The following is a 21,053-nucleotide window of genomic DNA, read 5'->3' on the forward strand; positions in this document are numbered from 1 at the left end:
TTCACCCGCCATCCGATGAACGATCCATCTGAATATATTCGGTTACCCGCGCAATTGCGTAAGTACCTTCTCTCCGAAAAAGCGCATGTCCGCGTCGTAGTCCGGGAACGTCAGCATCATGCCGTCCAAATTAGCCGTTTCCACGATGTACCTGATTTTCCGGGTGATCTGATCCGCGGTTCCGGATATCGGCTCCGACATGAACGCCGTCTTCGCCCTGGCAGCGATTGAGGTCTCCGTTCCGTCGACGGCCATGCCGTAGCTTTCCAGCAAGCCCATGATCGCTTCGCGATCCACGCCTTCTTGGTAGAGCTTCATCTTGTCGTTGGCTTCTTCTTCGGTTTCGCCCGGATAGATACCGAACATAGCGTATGTCTTGATCGGTTTGTTACGCTCGCGGGCTAGCTCCTTCGCTCTCGCGCTAACCTTGGCCAAATCCGCGATATCCTTGCCGCCGATGAAGCAGGCGTCTCCTTCGTCGATCGTAAAGCCCATGCCCTTATCCGATTGCCCCGCGCAAATAATGGTCGGGCGAGGCTTCTGAACCGGCTTCGGATATGACATGCAATCCGTCAGTTGAAAGAATTCCCCTTGATGATCGACGCGATCTTCGCTCCATAGGCGTTTGACTAACTGCATCCATTCCTTGGCCAGCTCGTAACGCCCATCGTGATCGAGGTGCTCGGGCCACATGCCCATCTGCCGAAATTCCTTGGAGAACGAACCGGATACGACGTTCATTCCGATTCTGCCGTTGCTGATCTGATCCAGCGTCGCGAACATTTTCGCCGCGACGGCGGGATGATAGAGCAACGTATGCACGGTTGCGTACACCTTCACCCGGGAAGTAGCTTCGGCCAATCCCGCCATCATCGTCATCGATTCCAGCGATGTCCCCCAATGGTTCGTCCTTCCGCCGTAGCCCCTCCACTTAGCCATCGACATGATGAAATCCATGCCGATCTCTTCCGCCAACATAGCCGCGCTCCGGTTCTGCGCATAGCTGCCATCTACTTTCGGAGTCGTATCCGATATGATCCATCCGCCGTTCGAAATGGGAAGAAACACTCCGAAATCGATTTTGTTGTAATCCACGTTGCTGCTCATGTTTCATCCACTCCAAATGATTTTTTTAATGATAGATGATCTTTATTCGGGCCATATCAAGTTCGTGCCCTCGTAAATGGAATCGATATAAGAGTTATCCATAACTTTATCGAGAGCGATCGGCGCCTTAATGACTTCCGCCTTGACCAGCATGTCTACCTCGCGCTGCCATTGCTCGTCCGTCTGCCACGCCACGCCGTGACCTTCCGGCAAGTTATCCTGCACCAGCTTGCTTTCCACTGCCCAACGGTTCGTTTCCGCTTCCAGATCGTATCCGGACTGCGAACGCGATTCCATGACTTTCAACGCTTCCTCCGGATGCTGCAGCACGTATTCGTGCGCCTTGGACAACGCCCTCAGGAAGTCCTCAACCGCCGTCGGATTGTCCGTCGCGAACTTGGAATTTACCGCCACGACTCCGAAAGAAGTCTCTCCGTCGAATTCGCCGGGATCGATCAAACGCACTTTGACTCCTGCTTTTTCCATAATGTACGGCTCGTTCGTCTTGTAAACCGTTAGAGCATCGAGCTGCTTCCCGTCCAAGATGCGAGGATCGTAACCGACGGATACCGCTTTGATCTGATCGCGGGTAACTCCTTCGGAGTTCAGCATCGAAATGACGTAAGAAGGAATCGCGCCTTTGTAGCCCAATGTCTTGCCGACTAAATCCTTAGGGCTGTGAATATCGGAATCATCAAGAACCATAAGAGCGTTAACGCCTACCGAACCGAATGAAGCTACGCCTTTGATCTCCGCGCCGCTTTCCACGGAAGTGATAACCAGGCTCGGGTTACCCGCGCTGGAGAACTGCGCTTGTCCGGCAGCCAGAAATTTCATGCCCTGGGAATCGAGTCCGGGCTGAATGTCTACGTCCAGTCCGAGCTGTTCGAAGTAGCCAAGCTCGTCCGCCATAACGGTCTGCACGTCCGGCGAGGACGCCGCGAAATAGTAACCCGTCGTGTATCGGATAGTACCCGCCGCTTGGTTCGCGGCTTTGCGAGCTGCCCAGTCGATACCCGCGGGAGGAGCCTCGGAAGCACCGCCGCTTGAAGCAGCTGCCGGGCTTTCCGACGCGGAAGCGCTCGGCGTCGACGAAGGAGAGGAATTCGAGTTATTGTTGCCGCAAGCCGTTACCAAGATCAAAACCAAAGTCAGCATGGAAGCCAGTACCGCGTGTTTTCTTCTTCTCTTTGTCAGCATGGTTACATTCTCCTATCCTCTGATGGACATATTGGGCGATGGTAAAGATGATCGTTAAATTCCAAGCTTCGTTGAAAGCGATCGTTACTCATAACGCTTGTCCTACGGCGTAACGCCGAACGACACCACCACCTTAAAAGAGGAGTCTCGCAAGCTGCTGACTGACAGGGGAGAGTTGTTATCCGTTGCGTTTATTCGTGGAGCTATGCCAATAGAGGGCCCGTTGCTCGATAAAACGAACAAGCGTCGTTAGAACGATGCCCATGACCGCGAGCATCAGAATCGCCGCGAACATTTTCTCCATCTGCATATAGTTGCTGAACATCTGAATGAGGTTGCCCAGCCCCTTGTCGGAGCCGCTCCATTCCGCCACTACCGCGCCGATGACGCTTAGGCTGATGCAAGTCTTGGAAGCGGAGAATAAGTAAGGGAGACTGTTGGGAAGTCTGAGCTTCAAGAAAATCTCCAGCTTGTTCGCATGAAGGGAGCGCAAGTATTCGTAGTTGTTCTGATCGATCGAACGGAATCCCGTGATGGAGTTGACCAGCATCGGGAAGAAGGTGATGATCGCCGCGATGATGATTTTCGGCAACGCCCCGAAACCGAACCAGATGATAAGTAGCGGAGCGATGGCGACGATAGGCGTGACGCTAGCCAGCACGGCGATCGGTAGCAGCGTTCGCTCCAGAAACCTGGAATGGGACATCAGCACGCCGCCGATCAACGCCACGAACGTCCCGACGGAAAATCCGATAACCGCTTCTTTCAACGTCACGCCCGCATGCTCCAAGTAAAATCCAAAATCCGAGAATAATACTTTCAGAACCCCCGACGGCGCGGGTAGCGTGAGCGGATTGACGTTGAATATCCGTACGACAAGCTCCCATGTACCGAACAAGACGATAAAGGCGAGCGCGGGCTGAATGTAATGGCTCCAATTCCCTTCGCTTCCGAACAGCTTTCCGAGCTTCACCCTCGGCACCGCCTTACCGCGAGGAGACGCGGACACTCTGTTTTCCATTGCGTTCTCAGTAGAAGACATTTCATTGCTCCCACCTTTCTCTCAACAATCCTTTGATATGGTGAACGTAACGTTGATATTCGCTCGTTTCCTCTAATTCGTGCGACCTTGGTCTTGGCAGATCGACGTCGACGATTTCGGAAATTCTGCCCGGCCGATTCGACATCACCACGATCTTATCCGAGAGGAATACGGCCTCCCGAATGCTATGGGTTACGAACACGACGGTTTTCTTGTGCTTCTCCCATATCTCCACTAGCTGGTAGCGAATCATTTCCCGCGTTATTTCGTCCAATGCCGAGAACGGCTCGTCCATGAGCAGTATCGGAGCTCCGGAAGCGAATGCCCGGACAATGCCTACCCGCTGCTGCATTCCTCCCGACAACTCCTTCGGGTAAGCGTCCAGGAACTCTCCCAGCCCGACGGATCTGAGCAGCTCCTTCGCCTCTTCGCTCTGTTCCGGGGTCTGACGCCCGCCTTTACGATTGACCTCGAACGGCAGCCGCATATTCTCGATGACCGTCCGCCAAGGAAACAATGCCGGGGCTTGCGGCACGAATCCGAATTGCTTATCGGATTGCGCCTCGATCGGCGTGACCCCTCCGACCCTTATATCGCCGTCATCCGCCGTTTCCAAGCCTCCGATAATTCGGAGCAACGTCGATTTGCCGCAACCGCTCGGTCCGATCAAGCTGACGAACGTTCCTTGCTCGATTTCGATGCCCACGTCTCTCAACGCTTCCGTGATTTGATCCCGTCGCTTAAACTTCTTGGAAATTCGATTAACCGTGATGTAGGTCATGTGAGATCACCACTCTGATTGTATTTTTGTTATGGGCCCGCCTACGTTTTAACCAGATAATTAATTGTTTTATCGTTTAGTTAAACTTCTTGGTTAAAAATTTAACACACACCTAATTATGTGTCAACATAGCTAACATTTAAATAAAATTTATGTCGTTTTATACTTATTTACAGTGGATTGCGTCAGGAAAAGTGCATAAAACTAACTAAATCATTAGTGTCTTTTAATTAAATGTTATGTACACGCACGGATATATTACATTAATGTTACATTAATTTAACGCAAAAAAGCCGCTCTCAAGGTCAGAAACAACCCTAAGAACGGCTTTCCGGATCTATTTAATTGTCGGATTAAACCATAACCTTGCAGATGTCGTTCGTGAATTCGACCGGATCCTGGATCGGCAGACCTTCGATAAGAAGCGCTTGGTTATAGAGCAAGCTCGTATACAGGTTCAGCTTCTCTTTATCCTTCTCGTGCGCATCCTTAAGCGATTGGAACACCGCGTGGTTCACGTTGATTTCCAATACCTTATCGGCCTTCACGTTCGGATTGTTCGGCATCGCGTTTAGAATTTTCTCCATCTCGATCGTCACGTCGCCTTCGGTGGTGAGACATACCGGATGGCTTCTCAGCCTCTTGGAAGCTCTGACGTTCTTTACTTTGCCGGACAGGAACTCCGTCATCGAGTCGAATAATTCCTTGCTGTCGTTCGACTCGGATTCCGCTTCCTTGTCCTTCTCGTCGGCTTCGATGCCCAGATCGCCGCTCGATACGGATTTGAATTCCTTTTCCTTGTAGGTCATCAGCATCTTGATCGCGAATTCATCGATATCGTCGGTGAAGTACAGAATCTCGTAGCCCTTATCGGACACCATCTCCGTCTGAGGCAACTTCTCGATACGCTCGTTCGACTCCCCGGACGCGTAGTAAATATACTTCTGATCTTCCGGCATTCTCAAGACGTATTCGTCCAGCGTGACCAGCTTTTTCTCCTTGGAAGAGTAGAACAGGAGCAAGTCTTGAAGAACGTCCTTATGCGTGCCGTAATCGTTGTAGATGCCGAATTTCAGCTGTCTGCCGAACGCTTTGTAGAACGTTTCGTATTTCTCGCGCTCGTCCTTCAGCAAGCTCTGAAGCTGGCCTTTGATCTTGCTTTGGATGTTCTTCGCGATGAGCTTCAGCTGGCGATCATGCTGCAGCATTTCCCGCGAGATATTCAGGGACAGGTCCTCGGAATCGACCATCCCCTTCACGAAGCTGAAGTAATCGGGAAGCAGATCCGCGCACTTGTTCATGATGAGAACGCCGTTAGAGTAAAGCTCCAATCCCTTCTCGAATTCCTTGGAGTAATAATCGAAAGGCATGCTCTCCGGAATGAATAGAATGGAATGGTATCTTACCGCGCCGTCGACGCTAATGTGAATATGCTTAAGCGGCTTGTCGAAGCCGTAGTGCTTCTCGGAGTAAAATTTCTCGTAATCGTCCGCCGTCAGCTCGCTCTTGTTCTTTTTCCAGATCGGCACGAGGCTGTTGACCGTTTGCTCTTCCTCGTATTCTTCGAACTCGGTGTCGCTGCCTTCCTTGCGACGAGAGCTCTTCATATCCATCTTGATCGGATAACGGATAAAATCGGAGTACTTCTTGATGATCGACTTCAGACGATACTCCTCGAGGAATTCGTCGTAGCTATCGTCCTCCGTGTTGTCTTTGATCTTCAGGATGACTTCCGTGCCTACCGAATCCTTCTCGACAGGTTCGATGGTGTATCCGTCAGCGCCGGTGGATTCCCACTTGTACGCGCCGTCTCCGTCCAAAGCTTTACTGATGACGGTAACAACGTCCGCGACCATGAATGCCGAATAGAAACCGACTCCGAATTGGCCGATGATATCATGTCCGTCTTTGGATTCGTTCTCTTTCTTGAACGCCAGCGAGCCGCTCTTGGCGATGATTCCGAGGTTGTTCTCCAGATCTTCCTTCGTCATTCCGATTCCGGTATCGCGGATCGTTAGCGTTCTATTCTCTTTGTCCGCGGTCACTTTAATAAAATAGCTGTCTTTGTCGAAAACCAGGCGATCGTCCGTAAGAGCTTTGTAGTATATCTTATCGATCGCGTCGCTGGCATTGGATACGAGTTCCCGAAGAAAAATTTCCCGTTGCGTGTAAATGGAATTAATCATCATTTCCAATAATCTCTTGGATTCCGCTTTGAACTGCTGCTTAGCCATGGTAAATCTCCTTTCGATGTATGGAGCCTTAATGATTATGGAGACGACTGACCGCGATCGAGTCGCTTGGCAGAAGTCGCACAATAAGTAGTTATCGCTAAGTTTAGCACTCTTAGCCCGCGAGTGCCAACACTTATTATTTATCATTTATAGTAGGACGATGTCAATATGGAAAAACAAAAACTGGCGTAAGAGTGTTATCAGCGCCATTAACGGAGTGAATACGGAGTCCTACTGAGATTAGTCGGCATTAAGTTAAGACTCGTTGCCTGTACTCTCTCGGAGTCGCATCCGTCCATTTTCGAAATGCGGTCTGAAAAGCGCTCGGTTCGGAGAAATGCAATAAATAGGCAATCTCTCCCACCGAATATTCGGGTTGCGCCAAGTAACGAATGGCTAGCTCCTTCCTCACTTCGTTGGCGAGCCGGTTGTAGGACGTATTCTCCGTCTTCAGTCGGGACTGCAGCGTCCTTGCGCTCATCAGCAATTCCCGGGCAGCTTCTCGCAAGGTCGGAAAACGGGACGGCATGCTTTCGAGAATCCACCGGCTCAGCTTGTTAGCCAAGTCGGAGCCCCGAGTCAGCCGCCCCCTTACTTCCTCCGCCAAAGCCTTGAAAACGCCGAAAAGCCGCTCATCCGAACCGACGACCGCATAATCGAGCGCTTCTTTACGGAAAACCAACGCGTTCGACTCTTGATTGAAGGTCGGAGCAACCCCGAATATGTCCGAATATTCCTCCACGCGAGCCGAAGGAGGAGCATGCATGAAATGTACGGCTTGAATGGGGAGCGGCCTGCAGCATAATCCCAACATGATTTGATAGAAGGAAACGGTCATGTCCTCGATGCAATGTCGGTTAGGCAAGCCCTCCGAATTGCCGATGAACAAGGAAATGACGGCGTCTTTCCCTTGAATTTTGAGGTCGGCATTGAAGCCGCTGCAGACGATGAAGTTATATTTCCGGTAGGCGGCCAGCGCGTTTGCCAGCTTCTCGGAATGCAGCATTACGTACCCGAGCACTCCGAGATCGGAGATGCTCATGCTCAAGCCCTGGTGCAGCCCGAACAGTTCATTTCCCGTATATCCGGCGGCAGCTTTGATGACCTTCTCGAACTCCCCTTGCCCGATGCGAGCTTCCGCGTTGCGGAACAAACTCGCGTCGATATTCGCGTAAGCGCAGAATTCCGCCCAATCGCGGCCGGCCTTGGCCATTGTCTTCATTACGGGAAACAACATAGACACGGAAACGCCGTTGTCGTCCACTCTGCCCCTCCTTCCTTGCGCGAATGATCAATTCTCTCGCGTTTTTAATCATTTGTTCGCGTCGCCAGCAGGCTTATGATTGCTTTATTGAGATCATATCACGGACCTCACCCAAAGTGGAGTCGTCCTACGGTGTTCCATGCAGCGCGTCAAATAACGAAGGAGGAACAATATATGACAACCAGTAAAATAGCCCTCATCATAGGCCACCCTTATCCGGAAAGCTACTGCAACTCCCTGGCCCAAGCTTACGCGAGAGGGGCAGCCGGCAACGGCGCGGAGGTGCGCGTACTTGATCTCGGGCGAATCGGTTTCGATCCCAACTTGAAATACGGCTACCATAAACGCACCGATCTGGAGCCCGATTTGATCTCCGCGCAAGAGACGATTCGTTGGGCGGATCATCTCGTCTTCGTCTATCCCAACTGGTGGGGGACGATGCCGGCCCTTCTTAAAGGATTCATCGACCGTGTTTTCTTGCCCGGCTTCGCGTTCCAATCCCGACCGGATTCCCTCCTCGTCAAGAAACTTCTGAAAGGCAAGACGGCACGTTTGATCGTGACGATGGATTCGCCGCCTTGGTATTATCGCCTCGTCCTAAGAAGATCCGGTCATCACGTCATGAGGCGCGGGGTTCTGCAATTTTGCGGAATCACGCCGGTTAAAATCACCGAGATTGGAACCGTTAAAACGAAGTCGGCAGAGTCAAGAACCAAGTGGCTACGGAAGATAGAAAGTCTGGGTTTCAAAGAAGGTACACCGACAAAATAACCGGAATTGATTCGCGTTCGGAAATCCGTCATTATTAGAGGAGAAATACGAAATAGGAGGAGAGATTCCACGATGAAAATCACTTATCACGGCCATTCCTGCATTCAACTCCATACAGGCGGCAAATCTCTTATTATCGACCCGTTCCTCAGCGGCAACGCTCTGGCCGTAGTCAAGCCCGAAGACGTTAAGGTGGATGCCGTATTATTGACTCACGCCCATATGGATCACATTCTGGACGCAGCGCCAATCGCCAAAGCCAACGGCGTTCCCGTCGTGTCCATCGTGGAGCTCGCTGCCTACATGAGCTGGCAAGGCGTCGAAACGGTTGGAATGAACATGGGGGGAACCTATGATCTCGGCTTCGCTAAGGCGAAGATGGTCCAAGCCTTCCATAGCTCTGGAATCGTGGACGAGGCTACCAAACAAATTTTGTACGCGGGAATGCCCGCCGGCTACCTCATATTCGCCGAAGGCTTGACGATCCTGCACGCGGGCGACACTTCCTTGTTCAGCGATATGAAGCTGATCGGCGAACGCCATCCGATCGACGTCGTATTCCTTCCTATCGGGGACCATTACACGATGGGTCCCGAGGACGCGCTTCAAGCCGCGGAATGGTATAACGCGAAGCTCGTGATTCCGGTGCACCATAATACTTTCCCGTTGATTAAACAGGATGCCGATCTATTCGTGAAGCAACTGGAAGAACGGGGTCTGAAAGGCAAAGTCATGGCGCCAGGAGACTCTCTGGAAATAGAATCGAAGTAATTACATCGCGGATTCCCCAATAAAACCCAACAAAGAACCTTAGGGCTCTTTGTTGGGTTTTATTTCATTTATGGTAGTAAAATCGAGCTGATTTAGCATACCGCAGCTACTGGCTAGGAACCGAGCTAGTAACGATATCGGACTATCTCTGGTCTCTGCAGTCGAATCTAGCCGAGATGGTAACGATATCGGACTATCTCTGGTCTCTGCCGTCGAATCGAGCCGAGATGGTAACGATATCGGACTATCTCTGTCTCTACGGTGGTGCTCGGCGGGGGCGGAGTTAGCTAACTTGCTTCGTTAATTCGGCGCATGGTGCTCGGCGGGGGCGGAGTTAGCTAACTTGCTTCGTTAATTCGGCGCATGGTGCTCGGCGGGGGCGGAGTTAACGAACTTGCTTCCCGTAGTGCAGTTTGAGCTTTATGTGTTAGGATGGAGTTAATCGACATTTATCGCGTTTTTGGACAAATGGAAAGCGGCGACAAACAATCATATTACATAATAATGGGGAACGAACATTATGGGATCCCAGCTTACGATGTATATTTCGTTGATTGCGACATCCGGAGTGCTCTGCTCTTTTCTGGCTTTTTACGCTTATTTCAAGAGAAAAGAAATTCCGGGATCGCGTACTTTCATCGTCTATTTGGCCGTACAAACTATTTATATTTTTGCATACGCCTTCCAGCTATCCAGCGATACGATCGTAGAGATCAAACGATGGACTATCGTGGAATACGTGGGCATTTCTTTCGCGCCGGTACTCGGCATTATCGTTATCCTGCGATACATCGACCGGCCGATCTCGCGCTCGTTGGCCGCCTCCCTGTTCGTCATTCCCGTTATAACGATGATTATGGTGTCTACGAACGACTACCATCATTTGTTCTATAAGACGATTGAGTTCAGAGACGGAATTCCCGGCCCCTTTACCGAAGTGACCATCGGAGAATGGTATATCGTGCACGGGGCGTTCACTTTCGGCAGCTTGCTGGCGGGAGTGGTGTTGCTTGCCAGCCAGTGGAGGAAAACAAAGAGAGCCTACCGCAAGCAGCTAGCGACGCTAATCTGCGGACAATTCCTTCCGATGATAGCCGCCTTCGTCTACTTGATGGGAATAACGCCAAGCGGAACGGACCCGGTGCCGTTCGTCATGTGCATCACGTCCGGGATGTACATATGGGCCATCGCTACGACGCGAATGCTAACGATCGTTCCGATCGCCAAGGAGAGCATATTCGAGAGCATGAGAGAAGGCGTAATCGTGCTGGACTACGCGGGGCGTCTTATCGATTTCAACGGCGCCGTGGGCAGAATGCTACCCGGGCTTAACGCCGGGTTGATCGGAACCAAGCTGGAGGAAAGCTGGCCCGGCTTGACCGGATCGCCTTATCCCGACGTATATAGCCCGGATCAAGCGCAGGAAGCAGTCGTCGAGAAGGAAGACGGGTCGCCGGCTTACTACCAGATCCGCTCCTCCGTCGTTCGTAGCCGCGGCGGCGAACAGGCGGGAAGTCTGCTTATGCTGATCGACGTAACGGAACAGAAGTTGCTTCAGGAGCAACTGACCATGCTCGCTTATTACGACGGCATGACCAAAATCTACAATCGAACGCAATTCCTTAAGCGCAGTAAAGAGATTCTGAGGGAAGGCAGCGATCGAAAAGAGCCTACGTCGTTCATTCTGTTCGACATCGATTCCTTTAAGCAGGTCAACGACACGTACGGGCACGATACGGGTGACCAAGTCATCGTGCACGTCGTAACCGTCTGCCAGCAGATCATTAACGCGGACATGCTGTTCGCCCGCTATGGCGGCGAGGAATTCGTTCTGGCTTTGCCCAATTCCACCCTTCAGGAAGCCGGAGCGATTGCTGAATCGATTAGAGCTAAGCTGGAAGGCACGCCTTTGGTTACGAGTCACGGGCAGATCGTCGTAACCTCCAGCTTCGGCGTCTCGCAGTCCTCGGAGGACGGTCAATCGCTCCAGCACCTGCTCCGCGACGCGGATGCCGCTCTATACGAAGCCAAGAGAAGCGGTCGTAATCGCGTCGGATTGGCGCAACATCCCCTTTCGCGGCACGCATTACGCTAACCCTATCTCGAGAATATAAATACCGCCGGATGACCAGGAACGTCCTGGGTCATCCGGCGGTATTTTCGTTAGGTTAGGATCGAAAACCAACTCCCGCGATAATGCGCCTAATCTAGGTAGGTACGCACATGGTAAACCGATCCGCGCATCGCTACAATGAAAGCTGAATTCCACGGTTAACCCACTCAAGGAGGAGTCGGCAATGTTCTCTGAACCGTTAAATCGATTACGGGCTATCGTCGCTTTGGTTACGATGCTTATGTTCGTTGGGGTGGCTTGCAGCAACAACGGGAATGCCGGCAATGGAAGCATGGAAACCAACCCAACGAAGCAAGCTTTGGCGAGCGAAGAACGGAGCTCTCCTGCAGAAGAAGTAGTCTCGGTTATCGAAGGAGATCGGGAAGGCTTGCCCTACGTACTCACGATTCCTATAGGTTATGAATCCGAACAGGACAAAAAGTGGCCGCTGATCGTCATGCTGAACGGTTACGGGAGCGCTTATTCCAGCCTCAAAAACGGCCTTGTCGCGAAAGCGGCGGTCACGCAACGACTGCCTATGCTTACGCTATCGCCGCATAGGGAAAGGGGCTGGGACTCTCCGGGAACCGAAGTCATAAAATTAATCAATGAAGTATCCGACCAGTATAGGGTCGACCCTTCTCGCGTCTACTTGACCGGTTTCAGTTACGGCGGCGTAGGCACATGGGCTTTGGCCGGATTATATCCGGAGAAATTCGCCGCTATCGCACCCATTGCCGCAGGCAAAATCTCTTCATCCTACGTTTTGAAGTTAGTCCATACTCCCATTTGGGCATTCCATAACGAAGGCGACGACTCCATGCCGTTAGCCGATCATCAAGCCGCCGTAGACGCCGTTCGCAAGGCGGGCAATACGGAAGTAAACTTCACCGTCTACCCTCGGCGAGGTCACGATTCTTGGACCGATACTTACTCGAATTCCGATCTTTACGATTGGTTGTTGACGCACTCCTTGTAATTCCGGACAATTTATTATGAAAAAAATGGCAACCGACAGCCCCTCCTAGACGTCTAACTATCCGAGGTGGTCTTGATGGGCAACTGGATGAATAAAATCTTCGCGTGTCTTCTCGGTATGGCAATCTTATTCGGGGCCGACCTTCTGCTAGAGCCCCAATCCGCCTACGCTTGCTCCTGCGCGGCTCCGGAGTCCCCCGAGAAGCAGGTGAAAGCAGAGCTCGATTATAGATCCGCGATCTTCGCCGGCACGGTACAGAAGATCACGCCTCCGTCTTGGTTTAGAATCATCCGGCCAACAGCCGATCCGGTTAAAGTGACCTTCAAGGTATCCGAAGTATGGAAGGGCAATATTGGGCGTCAAACGATCGTGTACACCGCATTGGGTTCAGACAGCTGCGGCGTGGAATATCTCAAAGGCACGGAATATATCGTTTCCGCTTCCTTGAATTCCAAATCCATGGAAACGAATCTATGCAGCATGACGAAGCCTCTTGCAGATGCCTCTAACGAGTTGGCCGTTCTCGGCGAGGGATATCCTCCGGCCGACAACGATTCCGGCAAGGTCGTCTTCTCGATCATTGCGATTACGGCGACAATCATCGTAGGCGGCGCAGTCGTCATCAGAATTATCCGCCATCGCCGGAAATTCAGTCCTTAACGGACAATTTTTCGTCGAGTAAGGCAAATGCCTCCCTCAGCTTCTCCTGAGGGAGAGACGCATAACGATCTCCGATATTGACCTCGAATACGCAGCCCTTATCGTCTTTCTCCGTAATATATCCCGCAAATCCAATGTCCGTTAATTCGCTTACGTCGATAAGAATCCGTTCTAACTCCTCCTTCGGCAAGTCCACGTGTACATGGAACATATTCGATACCGGCACCTCCGGAATCGTATAGACCGCATGGCATTGATTGTACATCGCCGCCATTTCGATCGCTTCCTTGTAATACCGCTCCATCTTCGGAAGTCTCAGCTTCATATAATAATCCGCGCTCAGGATATAGGGATACAAGCTGATCAAATCTCCGCCATGGCGTCTTTTCCAGGTTTTCGATTGCTCCGTGAAATCGCTCTCCCCCGCCAGAATCGCTCCGGCGACTCCTCCGAGTCCTTTGTAGAACGAAATATATACGCTGTCGAAGAGCCGGCAGATCTCTTCCGCCGATTTGCCGTAGTACGGGAGAATCTCGAACAGCCTTGCTCCATCCAGATGAAGCTTGATGCCCTTCTCCCGGCATAACGCGGATATCGCTTCCAACTCCTCATACTCCGGCAGCTGTCCGCCGATCTCTCGTTGAGGCAGCTCCAGCAGCAAGCAGGCGATGTCTTCCTTCAGGCTCAGCACGTCCGATAAAAGCACCGGCCGGGTCTTATCCGCCAGAAGAACGGGCTCCAGATGGTGGAGCTCCTTCATCCCGTCCTTCTCGTGAATCTCCAAATGCGACAACGGGTGATACGCCACTTTCCGCGATCCCGCCTCATCGCACCAAATACGGAGAGCGATCTGTTGCGCCATCGTTCCGGACGGGAAGAACACCGCCGCAGGTTTGCCGAGCAATTGCGCCATCCGTTCTTGGAATTGCTCGATGACCGCTCCCGAACCGTACATATCGCTGTCGAGATCTCCTTCGAATTGTTCCAATGCTTCTTTCAATACTTGAACGTTCCGTTTGCCGTGTCCGATCGTCGGATAGGCGACGCTTTTATACGCCTCGGATAATGATATGTATTTTTGCATGATGTTTCTCCCATCGAGACCTAGCGACCTCTTTACTACCCATCATTTTACCATGACGAGGAATCCGATGCCCGTCGCACCTGTATCGCCGATAAAATCAAGGTCAAACTCCTGTAGCACGGTTCTACAAGGTCTGACCTCCTCGAAGTATAATGAAATGTAAGCGCTTTTCTCTTCTGTGAGCAACTCAACACCACTAAAAAAGGAGGTGGATAACCGATGCCGTTGAACGGAAAAAGGGTCAATACTCTCTCCGCGCTCTTGATTCTTATCCTCCTAGCCCTCGTTGCTTGGGCTATTCCGAACAAGAACTTCCGGGGGGAGATGAAGAACGCATACGCCAACCCGGTTTTCGAGCCCGTCTTGGCCGATCCTTCCATCGTTAGAGGCGAAGATGGTTTCTTCTATGCTTACGGAACGGAAGACGAGTGGAATGCGGGGGAGAAAAGCAAGCTCGTACCCATCGTGAAATCCGCCGATCTCGTAAAGTGGGATTACGTCGGAGATGCTTTCGCGACGAGGCCCGATTGGAAGAAGGACGGCGGAATTTGGGCACCCGATATCAGCTTCTTCAACGGAAAATATTATTTGTATTATTCGATATCCGATTGGGGAGATCAGAATCCGGGGATCGGGGTAGCCGTTTCCGATGCTCCAACGGGCCCGTTCGAAGATAAGGGTAAATTGCTCGAAAGCGATGAAATCGGAGTGGAAAATTCCATCGACCCGATGCTGTACGTCGAAGAGGACGGAACGCCGTATTTATTCTGGGGCAGCTTCAACGGTATATTCGGAATCCGTTTAAGCGCCGACGGACTCTCCTACCAAGGAGAGAAGTTCCAAATCGCGGGGAAGGATTTCGAAGGGCCCTATATCGTAAAACGCGGAACTTATTATTACTTCTTCGGTTCCATCGGCTCCTGTTGCGCGGGAAAAGACAGCATGTACCTAGTCAGCGTAGGGAGATCCGAATCGCTCGCCGGTCCTTATCTCGATGCCGAGGACAGAGATATCAAGGAGGCCTCTGGAACGGTGATCTTGCATGGTGAGAGTGCGAACGAGGAAGACGGCAATGCCGGACGATTCGTCGGGCCGGGCCATAACTCCATCATTCGCGACGATTCGGGAACCGATTGGATCGTCTACCACGCCATCGACACCTCCGATCCGTTGCTGACCAACGAAGCGACTCGCCGTCCTCTCATGATCGATCCGATCCGCTGGGTCGACGGTTGGCCGACGATCAAGGATCAAGTTCCGAGCAAGGAGCGACAAGCCGGTCCGGTTTGGACGGATTAATATGAAGATCGGAAACATGAAATAACCCCTGCATCGGCTTCCGCCGTCGCAGGGGTTGAGTTTAACGATACCAGTACTTGCGTCCGCCAAGTTACGAAGAAACCTCGACGTCGTATTTCTCTGCCACCTTAAGCAAGTAATCCTCTACCCGGTCGAAATCTCCGACCTTGCTGCTGATGATAACGATCGGCTCCTCCAGCCCGCGGGCGTGGACTTCGATTCCTTTAACCTCGATCGTCCGAAGCAGCTTTCGAACGGGCTCCTTCACCATCACCAACCGGTCCAGCTTGTTGTACCCGATGTGCGTCGGCTCGGTTTCCTTCTCGATCTTAAGCACCATCTCGTCCGCGTCCAAGTTGACATCCACTGCCTTCAGCATTTCCCATCGCCTCCTGTGCAGATAGAATCTAAAACCTATTGGACGTATTTTCGGTTTTTCAATCAGTGCGACAAGCTGTCGAGGGCGGTTTCCTGAATTTCGATGGCGCGTTCGATTCTAAGCTCCCGAATCCGGGCGACGTAATCCTCGAAGCTATCCAGCGGCTCGATGCCGAAAATAATCTTCAGCGACATCTCGTCCACGAGCGTTCCGACATCCTGCATGATGGCCGAAAACTCCGCGCTGTCTTGTTCCGTCTTGGGAACCTGGGACAGCATATGCAGATCGGCATCCGTATCGGACCACACGCGGATCGCATCCTTCTGCTCCGGCAGTACGTAGTACTGCTCCAAGTAACGAATGTCCTGAACGAAAGGACCGAAATAACTCGCCCGCGTATACATCGCGAGCGCTTGCGAAGGCGCCAGCTTATCCGGATTTCGCAGGATCAGGTCGGTGTATGCGGGATAACCGTCCTTCATCTCGTAGCTTAATCCCTCGATGCCGAAGTTGAACAGCAAGTGCCCTTCCGGGCCGTAGCCGTAATCCAGCATTCTGGCAGCCGCTTCGACGTTAGGGCTCTTGGCGGATATCGCAACGCCGCCCGTTCCGACGTATTCGTAGCTTCTCTGCCCGAATTTCGGTCTCTCGCCTCTGTTCAGGACGGGGTACGGCGCGGGAACGAATTGCGCGTCGGGCTCCTCCTCGCGCACGAACGGCTGCCACGTTCCGATTCCCGCTCCGGCGTTCCACACGCTTGCTCCGCTTCTTCCCGAGATCATGTTTGCATCCAGCGTTTTCGTATCGACCGTCGCGATATTTCTGTCGAGCAGCCCTTCGGCATACCACTTCCGGAACAAGGCCAGGAAAGACTTGTATTCCGGCTCCATTGGCCCGAATTCGACTTGTCCCTCATCCAAATAGAATCCTTTCTTGATGCCGAATGCACCTACGAAGGCGCCTCCTTCCACTCCGAATAACGGACTGGGCATACCGAGAAAGGTAAGCGGCGCTTCGGCGCCCTTGCGTTCTTTGAACGCCTTCAGAACCGCATACCAATCGTCGATCGTCTCGGGTATCCGCAATCCCAGCTCGTCAAGCCAATCCTTGCGGATAATAGGCCCCTGATACGTACGCAGCAGATCGTCCCCGCGAATGAACGGAAACACATAGTAGCTGCCGGCGCCGGTTTTGACCTGCTTGTCGATCTCGGGATGCTCGTCCAAGTATTTTCTCAAATTAGGAGCATAGCGCTCGATGACATCGTTCAGTCGCAAAATATAGCCGTCGGCGATGGCCTTTTCCGGACCTCCCGGAAACTTGTCCCACTCGAACTCCATCATATCGGGCAAATCTCCTGAAGCGAGCATGACGTTCATAGCTTCTTTAGCTTGATTAGCAGGCGGCTGAATGAAGCTCAGACTGCCTCCCGTACGACTTTGCCACTCCTGAAAGAAGGGAACCTCTTTGAAGCTGGGCTTAATGCTGGCCGCGTTGCCGTTCAATTCGCTCCAATACGTCAGTTTCCCGGCAACGGGATCGGCTGACGTCCGATCCGAAGACTCCGCGGAGCTCCCGCTTCCGGCTTGCTCGGATAGATGGTCATTCGAATTCGATTTCGAGCAGGATAATAACAGAGCGACAATGAGAAGAAGCGGAACGATGGCCGACCGATTCGTTTTCGTTCTCATCCAATCCCCCCAAGTCGATTGTCGTTCCGATCGGATCAAATCATTTCCTTGAATTTGCCGGGCGTAATCCCCTCGTATTTCTTGAAAACGCGGATGAAGGTCGCAACTTCGTTGTACCCGACATGCTTAGCCACTTCGGCAATGGAATCCTGCCTGCATTTGATCATTCGCTTCGCCTGATCGATACGGAACTTATTGATGTAATCGAGCAAGCCTTCGCCTTTCTGCGTTTTGAACAATTTCGATAAGTAGCTGCCTTTCAAGTCGAAGCGCTCCCCGATCGTATTCACGTTTAAGCTCGAATCGTCGTAATGCTCCTCGATATGGCGAGACACCTTCTCCACCAGGTCGCGCAGAGATTCCGCTCGCTCATAGGAAACGTTCTTCTCTACCATCGCAGCCGCGAATGCGCATACTTCCTCGAGTAAGCCGAACAGTTCAAGCTGCATCTCCTGTATCGTATCGCACGCGAGGATCTTATCCATCCATAGCGGATTGTCCCCCAGAACGCCGCCCTCCCCTTCCCCAAGCTCGTTAATGGCTTTCACCATCGTTCCGACGAGATTAAAGATCAAGCATCTGGCCAGCGTAAGCGACACGATCGGCTTATCGAAGTTGCGTCGCGTGATATCGCTCATGGATTGGGAAGCCTGGCCGAAGTCGCCGATTTTGATCCAATTGATAATCTGCTGCTCCAGTTGGAGCGGATAATAATAACCGAACCGCGGGTTGTCCGCCGGATCGATTCGAATTTCGTCATAGGTTATGATCTCCCGCTTGCCGAGCACCATCTTGTATTCCATCGCGTCGACCGCTTCTTGATAAGCCTGGGCAATTCCTACTAATGAAAAGTGAATGCCGCCTATCGATATGGTCAGATCCATCTGAAATCGGAGCAGAAACGACTGCGCTTCCATGGCGATGTCGCGTATATCTTCTTTGAAGCTCCGCGTTTCCTCTTCCGAGAAATTGACCAAGCAGACCATCATATCGTCAATCTCCGCTACGTAGCCCGCATGCTGATATCGGCCGGTCAGCTCCTCCACGACGTTCGTAATGATAAACTGTACCAGCTTGCGCCGTTCGTTTCCATCGATGCCGGACAGCTTGGAGGATAGGCTCTCGTCGTTCTCCACCATGAACAAAATGACCGCGAATCGATCCGAAAGCAGCTTCATGTCGAATGATTTGAACGCTTCCTCGTAAGGAACGGGCGAGTCGGGCTTTCCCTTCAGCAATCGATTGAGCATATTGGAACGCAAGGCATGCTGATGCAATTGCAGCTGCAGCGCGATGTGCTCCTTCTCGTTGCGAGTCTGGGATATCGCTTTTTGGATGAAGCTCAGCTCGTTGATTTCCGAACGCTCCCCGTTCTTGTCCGACAAAGACCGTACGAGCTGCTGAATCGGAGAATAGTTGCGGCGCATGAAAAACCAAGTCAGCACGCCTGCGCCGATCAGGCTGATCATAATGCTGATATAGGTGAACTTCCGAACATACTCGGCTTTCTCCCAATAAACGTTGCTGGGAATAACAAGCGCGTACTTCAAATCGGAGACGGACGACGATATGGCGAACAGCTCCGAGCCGCCTTCCCCGGCGGATGAGAGCATCGACCCATCGCCGGCCGAGAGCTGCTCGACAATGCGATCCTGGTCGACCGATACCGGCAGATTGGACAGCAGTACCTCGTTGTCCTTATTCAGAATAAGCACCTGACCCCCGCTGAAATCCGAGATGCTCTCGACCGCCTCCTGAAACCGAACCATATCGGTCATCACGACGACCGTCCCCGTTCGATTACCGTTCAAATCTTTGGGCAAATGCGTTAAATAGGCGATCGAAGTTCGGGAAGCCGTCGAATCCAGGCGGGGGAGCAACAGAAACCGATTGCTCTCCGATTCGTTAATCGTCCGCATCCATTGCTCGTAGCCGATCTCGCCCGTATTATGAATCGTGTTGAAAGCGGTTTCCAAATCGCGTACGTTGCCGGGTCTCAACAGGGAATCTTCCTGCTCCCATGTCACGTAGAACTCGTCGATCGTGGCATACGAGGTCTGATAGGTCAATAGATCCTTCACCAATTGATAGGCGGAATATTGCGCGTCTCCGGAAGACAGGGTCGAATACATCAAGCTTTGCAGCTTCGCGTTCCAAGTGATTTCCATATTCAGACGCTTCATTAAATCGATCTGCGTATCGATCGTATACCGGGCCTGCTTCAGCAACGAATCGTTTGCCCGGTGAATTTCGCTCTTGAGCGCTTTGCTCGACTGCGCATAGACGATCAAGCTGATCATCGTCATCACCAGCAGAACGACGCTATAGGAAATAAGCCAAGCAAAGACGATGCTTTTCCGTTTCTGCCACAACAATCGAATCTTCAAATCGAGCGCTCCTCGCATTTCGTAGATTCCGGGAAACGGACGGCCAGCCCTCTATCCTGTCCTCATTTTACAGGAGCGACCCGATATGCGAAATGACGAAATCGTTCAATTCGATTGATAATTTATCCAATCGCGCTTGCGATTAGAAAATACGATGCTTCCATCCCTTCAGCTTGGCGATGGCTTCCACGAAGAAATAATCCCCGTAAATCAGCGAAACGTCGACGTTCTGCCCGGCCGGCTTATGCCCCGTGCCGTGCCGCAATATCGCTTCGTGGCCGGCATCGTCCCATGTGCCGTAATCGCGGTAAAGCGACTGCAGAATACGCTCCGCGGCGTCACGGTATACCCGCCCCGTCTTCTCGGTCAGCAGCATCGACAGCTCGATCAACCCCGACGCCGCGCAGGCTCCCGCCGAGCTGTCGCGCGGCTCGTCGTCAAGCCGGCCATCCGCTCTGAAGTCCCAATGGGGCACATGATCCTCCGGCAAGTGGGCGATGAAATAATGGGCGACGCGCTGAGCCGCATGCAAGTAGGCGGTTTTCCCCGTATAGCGGTACGCGATCGTCATGCCGTACAGAGCCCATGCCGTTCCCCTGCTCCAGCCGGAGTCGGGCGCGGCACCCTGGCCGCCGAGAGACTCCAGTACTTCGCCTGTCTCCGGGTCGAAGCTGACGATATGGTTAACCGAACCGTCGTCGCGAATAAAAGCCCGAACTACCGTGTCAGCATGCGCCTCCGCGATCTGACCGAATCTAGGATCCCCGCTTTCCTTCGTAGCCCAGAATAGCAGCGCCAAATTCATGGCCGTGTCGACGATGGACCAGCCCGACTGATGATCGCCGTTCCAGGCGCGTATGAAGCCGCCGTTCAGATTAAAGCGGCCCGCCATGAAATTGGCGGCGAACAGTCCGCGACGAACGGCATCCTCGTCCCGGGTAACCTTATGCTTGATGACCGCCGTCGGCAGAAAATGAAAACCGACGTCGTGATCGAAATGATTCGGCTCCAGCATAAATCGCTCCAGGCGCTCGTCCCAATGCCAAGCAACCTCCTTATAGCGATCGTCTCCCGTCATATCGTGCATAATCCAGAGAATACCCGGCCAGAAGCCGGACGTCCACCAGTCGATTCGTTTGTCGTCGTATTTGCCGTCCGCGCCGGCGACATGCGGAGATTTATCCCCGATCTGCGCGATCATTCGGTCTACCTTAGGCATGATTTGCTCCCATATCGCACTGAAGTCGAGTAATTCCGTCTTGTCTCCCATGATTTTGTTTCCTCCCTATTT

At 52.4% G+C, this 21,053-nt stretch carries 17 protein-coding genes; 6 read left to right on the top strand and 11 right to left on the bottom strand.

Annotated elements, in window-relative coordinates; translation table 11 throughout:
- Positions 1-42: 42 nt before the first annotated feature.
- The 6 genes from DFP95_RS21785 to DFP95_RS21810 all read right to left on the bottom strand — a co-directional run bounded on the left by DFP95_RS21785 (position 43) and on the right by DFP95_RS21810 (position 7,628).
- Positions 43-1,107, bottom strand: coding sequence for an LLM class flavin-dependent oxidoreductase (locus DFP95_RS21785; protein WP_115994809.1), 1,065 nt, complete (start codon positions 1,105-1,107; stop codon positions 43-45).
- Between the two features lie 42 nt (positions 1,108-1,149).
- Positions 1,150-2,307, bottom strand: a complete 1,158-nt coding sequence (locus tag DFP95_RS21790; RefSeq protein ID WP_115994810.1) for an ABC transporter substrate-binding protein — start codon at positions 2,305-2,307, stop codon at positions 1,150-1,152.
- Between the two features lie 178 nt (positions 2,308-2,485).
- Complete coding sequence (locus DFP95_RS21795; RefSeq protein WP_115994811.1) at positions 2,486-3,349, bottom strand: ABC transporter permease; 864 nt, start codon at positions 3,347-3,349, stop codon at positions 2,486-2,488.
- 1 nt (position 3,350) lies between these two features.
- Positions 3,351-4,130 (bottom strand): ABC transporter ATP-binding protein, encoded by a 780-nt coding sequence (locus DFP95_RS21800; RefSeq protein WP_115994812.1) that lies wholly within the window; start codon positions 4,128-4,130, stop codon positions 3,351-3,353.
- A 353-nt stretch (positions 4,131-4,483) separates the two neighbouring features.
- Entirely contained in the window at positions 4,484-6,364 is a 1,881-nt protein-coding gene (gene htpG, locus DFP95_RS21805) for a molecular chaperone HtpG (protein WP_115994813.1), read from the bottom strand.
- Positions 6,365-6,614: 250 nt separating this feature from the next.
- Positions 6,615-7,628, bottom strand: a complete 1,014-nt coding sequence (locus DFP95_RS21810; protein ID WP_245987841.1) for an AraC family transcriptional regulator — start codon at positions 7,626-7,628, stop codon at positions 6,615-6,617.
- A 174-nt stretch (positions 7,629-7,802) separates the two neighbouring features.
- On the opposite strand from DFP95_RS21810, the gene DFP95_RS21815 reads away from it, so the two are divergent.
- From DFP95_RS21815 to DFP95_RS21835, 5 genes are all read left to right on the top strand, one after another.
- The gene (locus tag DFP95_RS21815; protein WP_115994814.1) at positions 7,803-8,399 is read left to right on the top strand and encodes an NAD(P)H-dependent oxidoreductase; all 597 of its coding nucleotides are present in this window, start codon (positions 7,803-7,805) and stop codon (positions 8,397-8,399) included.
- Positions 8,400-8,471: 72 nt separating this feature from the next.
- Positions 8,472-9,170, top strand: coding sequence for a metal-dependent hydrolase (locus DFP95_RS21820; protein ID WP_115994815.1), 699 nt, complete (start codon positions 8,472-8,474; stop codon positions 9,168-9,170).
- 520 nt (positions 9,171-9,690) lie between these two features.
- Positions 9,691-11,265 carry a histidine kinase N-terminal 7TM domain-containing diguanylate cyclase gene (locus DFP95_RS21825; protein WP_115994816.1) on the top strand — a complete coding sequence of 525 codons (1,575 nt, stop codon included), beginning with the start codon at positions 9,691-9,693 and terminating at the stop codon, positions 11,263-11,265.
- Between the two features lie 202 nt (positions 11,266-11,467).
- Positions 11,468-12,262: a carboxylesterase family protein gene (locus DFP95_RS21830; protein ID WP_115994817.1), complete on the top strand. Its 795-nt coding sequence runs from the start codon at positions 11,468-11,470 to the stop codon at positions 12,260-12,262.
- Positions 12,263-12,337: 75 nt separating this feature from the next.
- Complete coding sequence (locus DFP95_RS21835) at positions 12,338-12,922, top strand: hypothetical protein (RefSeq protein WP_115994818.1); 585 nt, start codon at positions 12,338-12,340, stop codon at positions 12,920-12,922.
- On the opposite strand, the gene DFP95_RS21840 is transcribed toward DFP95_RS21835, so the two are convergent.
- The gene (locus DFP95_RS21840; protein WP_115994819.1) at positions 12,912-14,006 is read right to left on the bottom strand and encodes a threonine aldolase family protein; all 1,095 of its coding nucleotides are present in this window, start codon (positions 14,004-14,006) and stop codon (positions 12,912-12,914) included. The genes DFP95_RS21835 and DFP95_RS21840 overlap by 11 nt on opposite strands.
- 219 nt (positions 14,007-14,225) lie before the next feature.
- Here DFP95_RS21840 and DFP95_RS21845 point away from each other — a divergent pair, with 219 nt between their 5' ends.
- Positions 14,226-15,305, top strand: coding sequence for a family 43 glycosylhydrolase (locus DFP95_RS21845; protein WP_115994820.1), 1,080 nt, complete (start codon positions 14,226-14,228; stop codon positions 15,303-15,305).
- A gap of 91 nt (positions 15,306-15,396) precedes the next feature.
- Here DFP95_RS21845 and DFP95_RS21850 read toward each other — a convergent pair whose 3' ends face one another.
- The 4 genes from DFP95_RS21850 to DFP95_RS21865 form a co-directional block, all read right to left on the bottom strand.
- A complete protein-coding gene (locus DFP95_RS21850) occupies positions 15,397-15,684 on the bottom strand; it encodes a hypothetical protein (RefSeq protein ID WP_115994821.1) in 288 nt (95 codons plus the stop codon).
- Positions 15,685-15,746: 62 nt separating this feature from the next.
- A complete protein-coding gene (locus DFP95_RS21855) occupies positions 15,747-17,375 on the bottom strand; it encodes an extracellular solute-binding protein (protein WP_115994822.1) in 1,629 nt (542 codons plus the stop codon).
- A gap of 35 nt (positions 17,376-17,410) precedes the next feature.
- Positions 17,411-19,762 (bottom strand): helix-turn-helix domain-containing protein, encoded by a 2,352-nt coding sequence (locus DFP95_RS21860; protein ID WP_245987843.1) that lies wholly within the window; start codon positions 19,760-19,762, stop codon positions 17,411-17,413.
- 142 nt (positions 19,763-19,904) lie between these two features.
- Positions 19,905-21,032 (bottom strand): glycoside hydrolase family 88 protein, encoded by a 1,128-nt coding sequence (locus DFP95_RS21865; RefSeq protein ID WP_115994824.1) that lies wholly within the window; start codon positions 21,030-21,032, stop codon positions 19,905-19,907.
- Positions 21,033-21,053 lie beyond the last annotated feature (21 nt).

Source organism: Cohnella lupini (genome assembly GCF_003386205.1).
In the GTDB taxonomy this organism is placed as follows: domain Bacteria; phylum Bacillota; class Bacilli; order Paenibacillales; family Paenibacillaceae; genus Cohnella; species Cohnella lupini.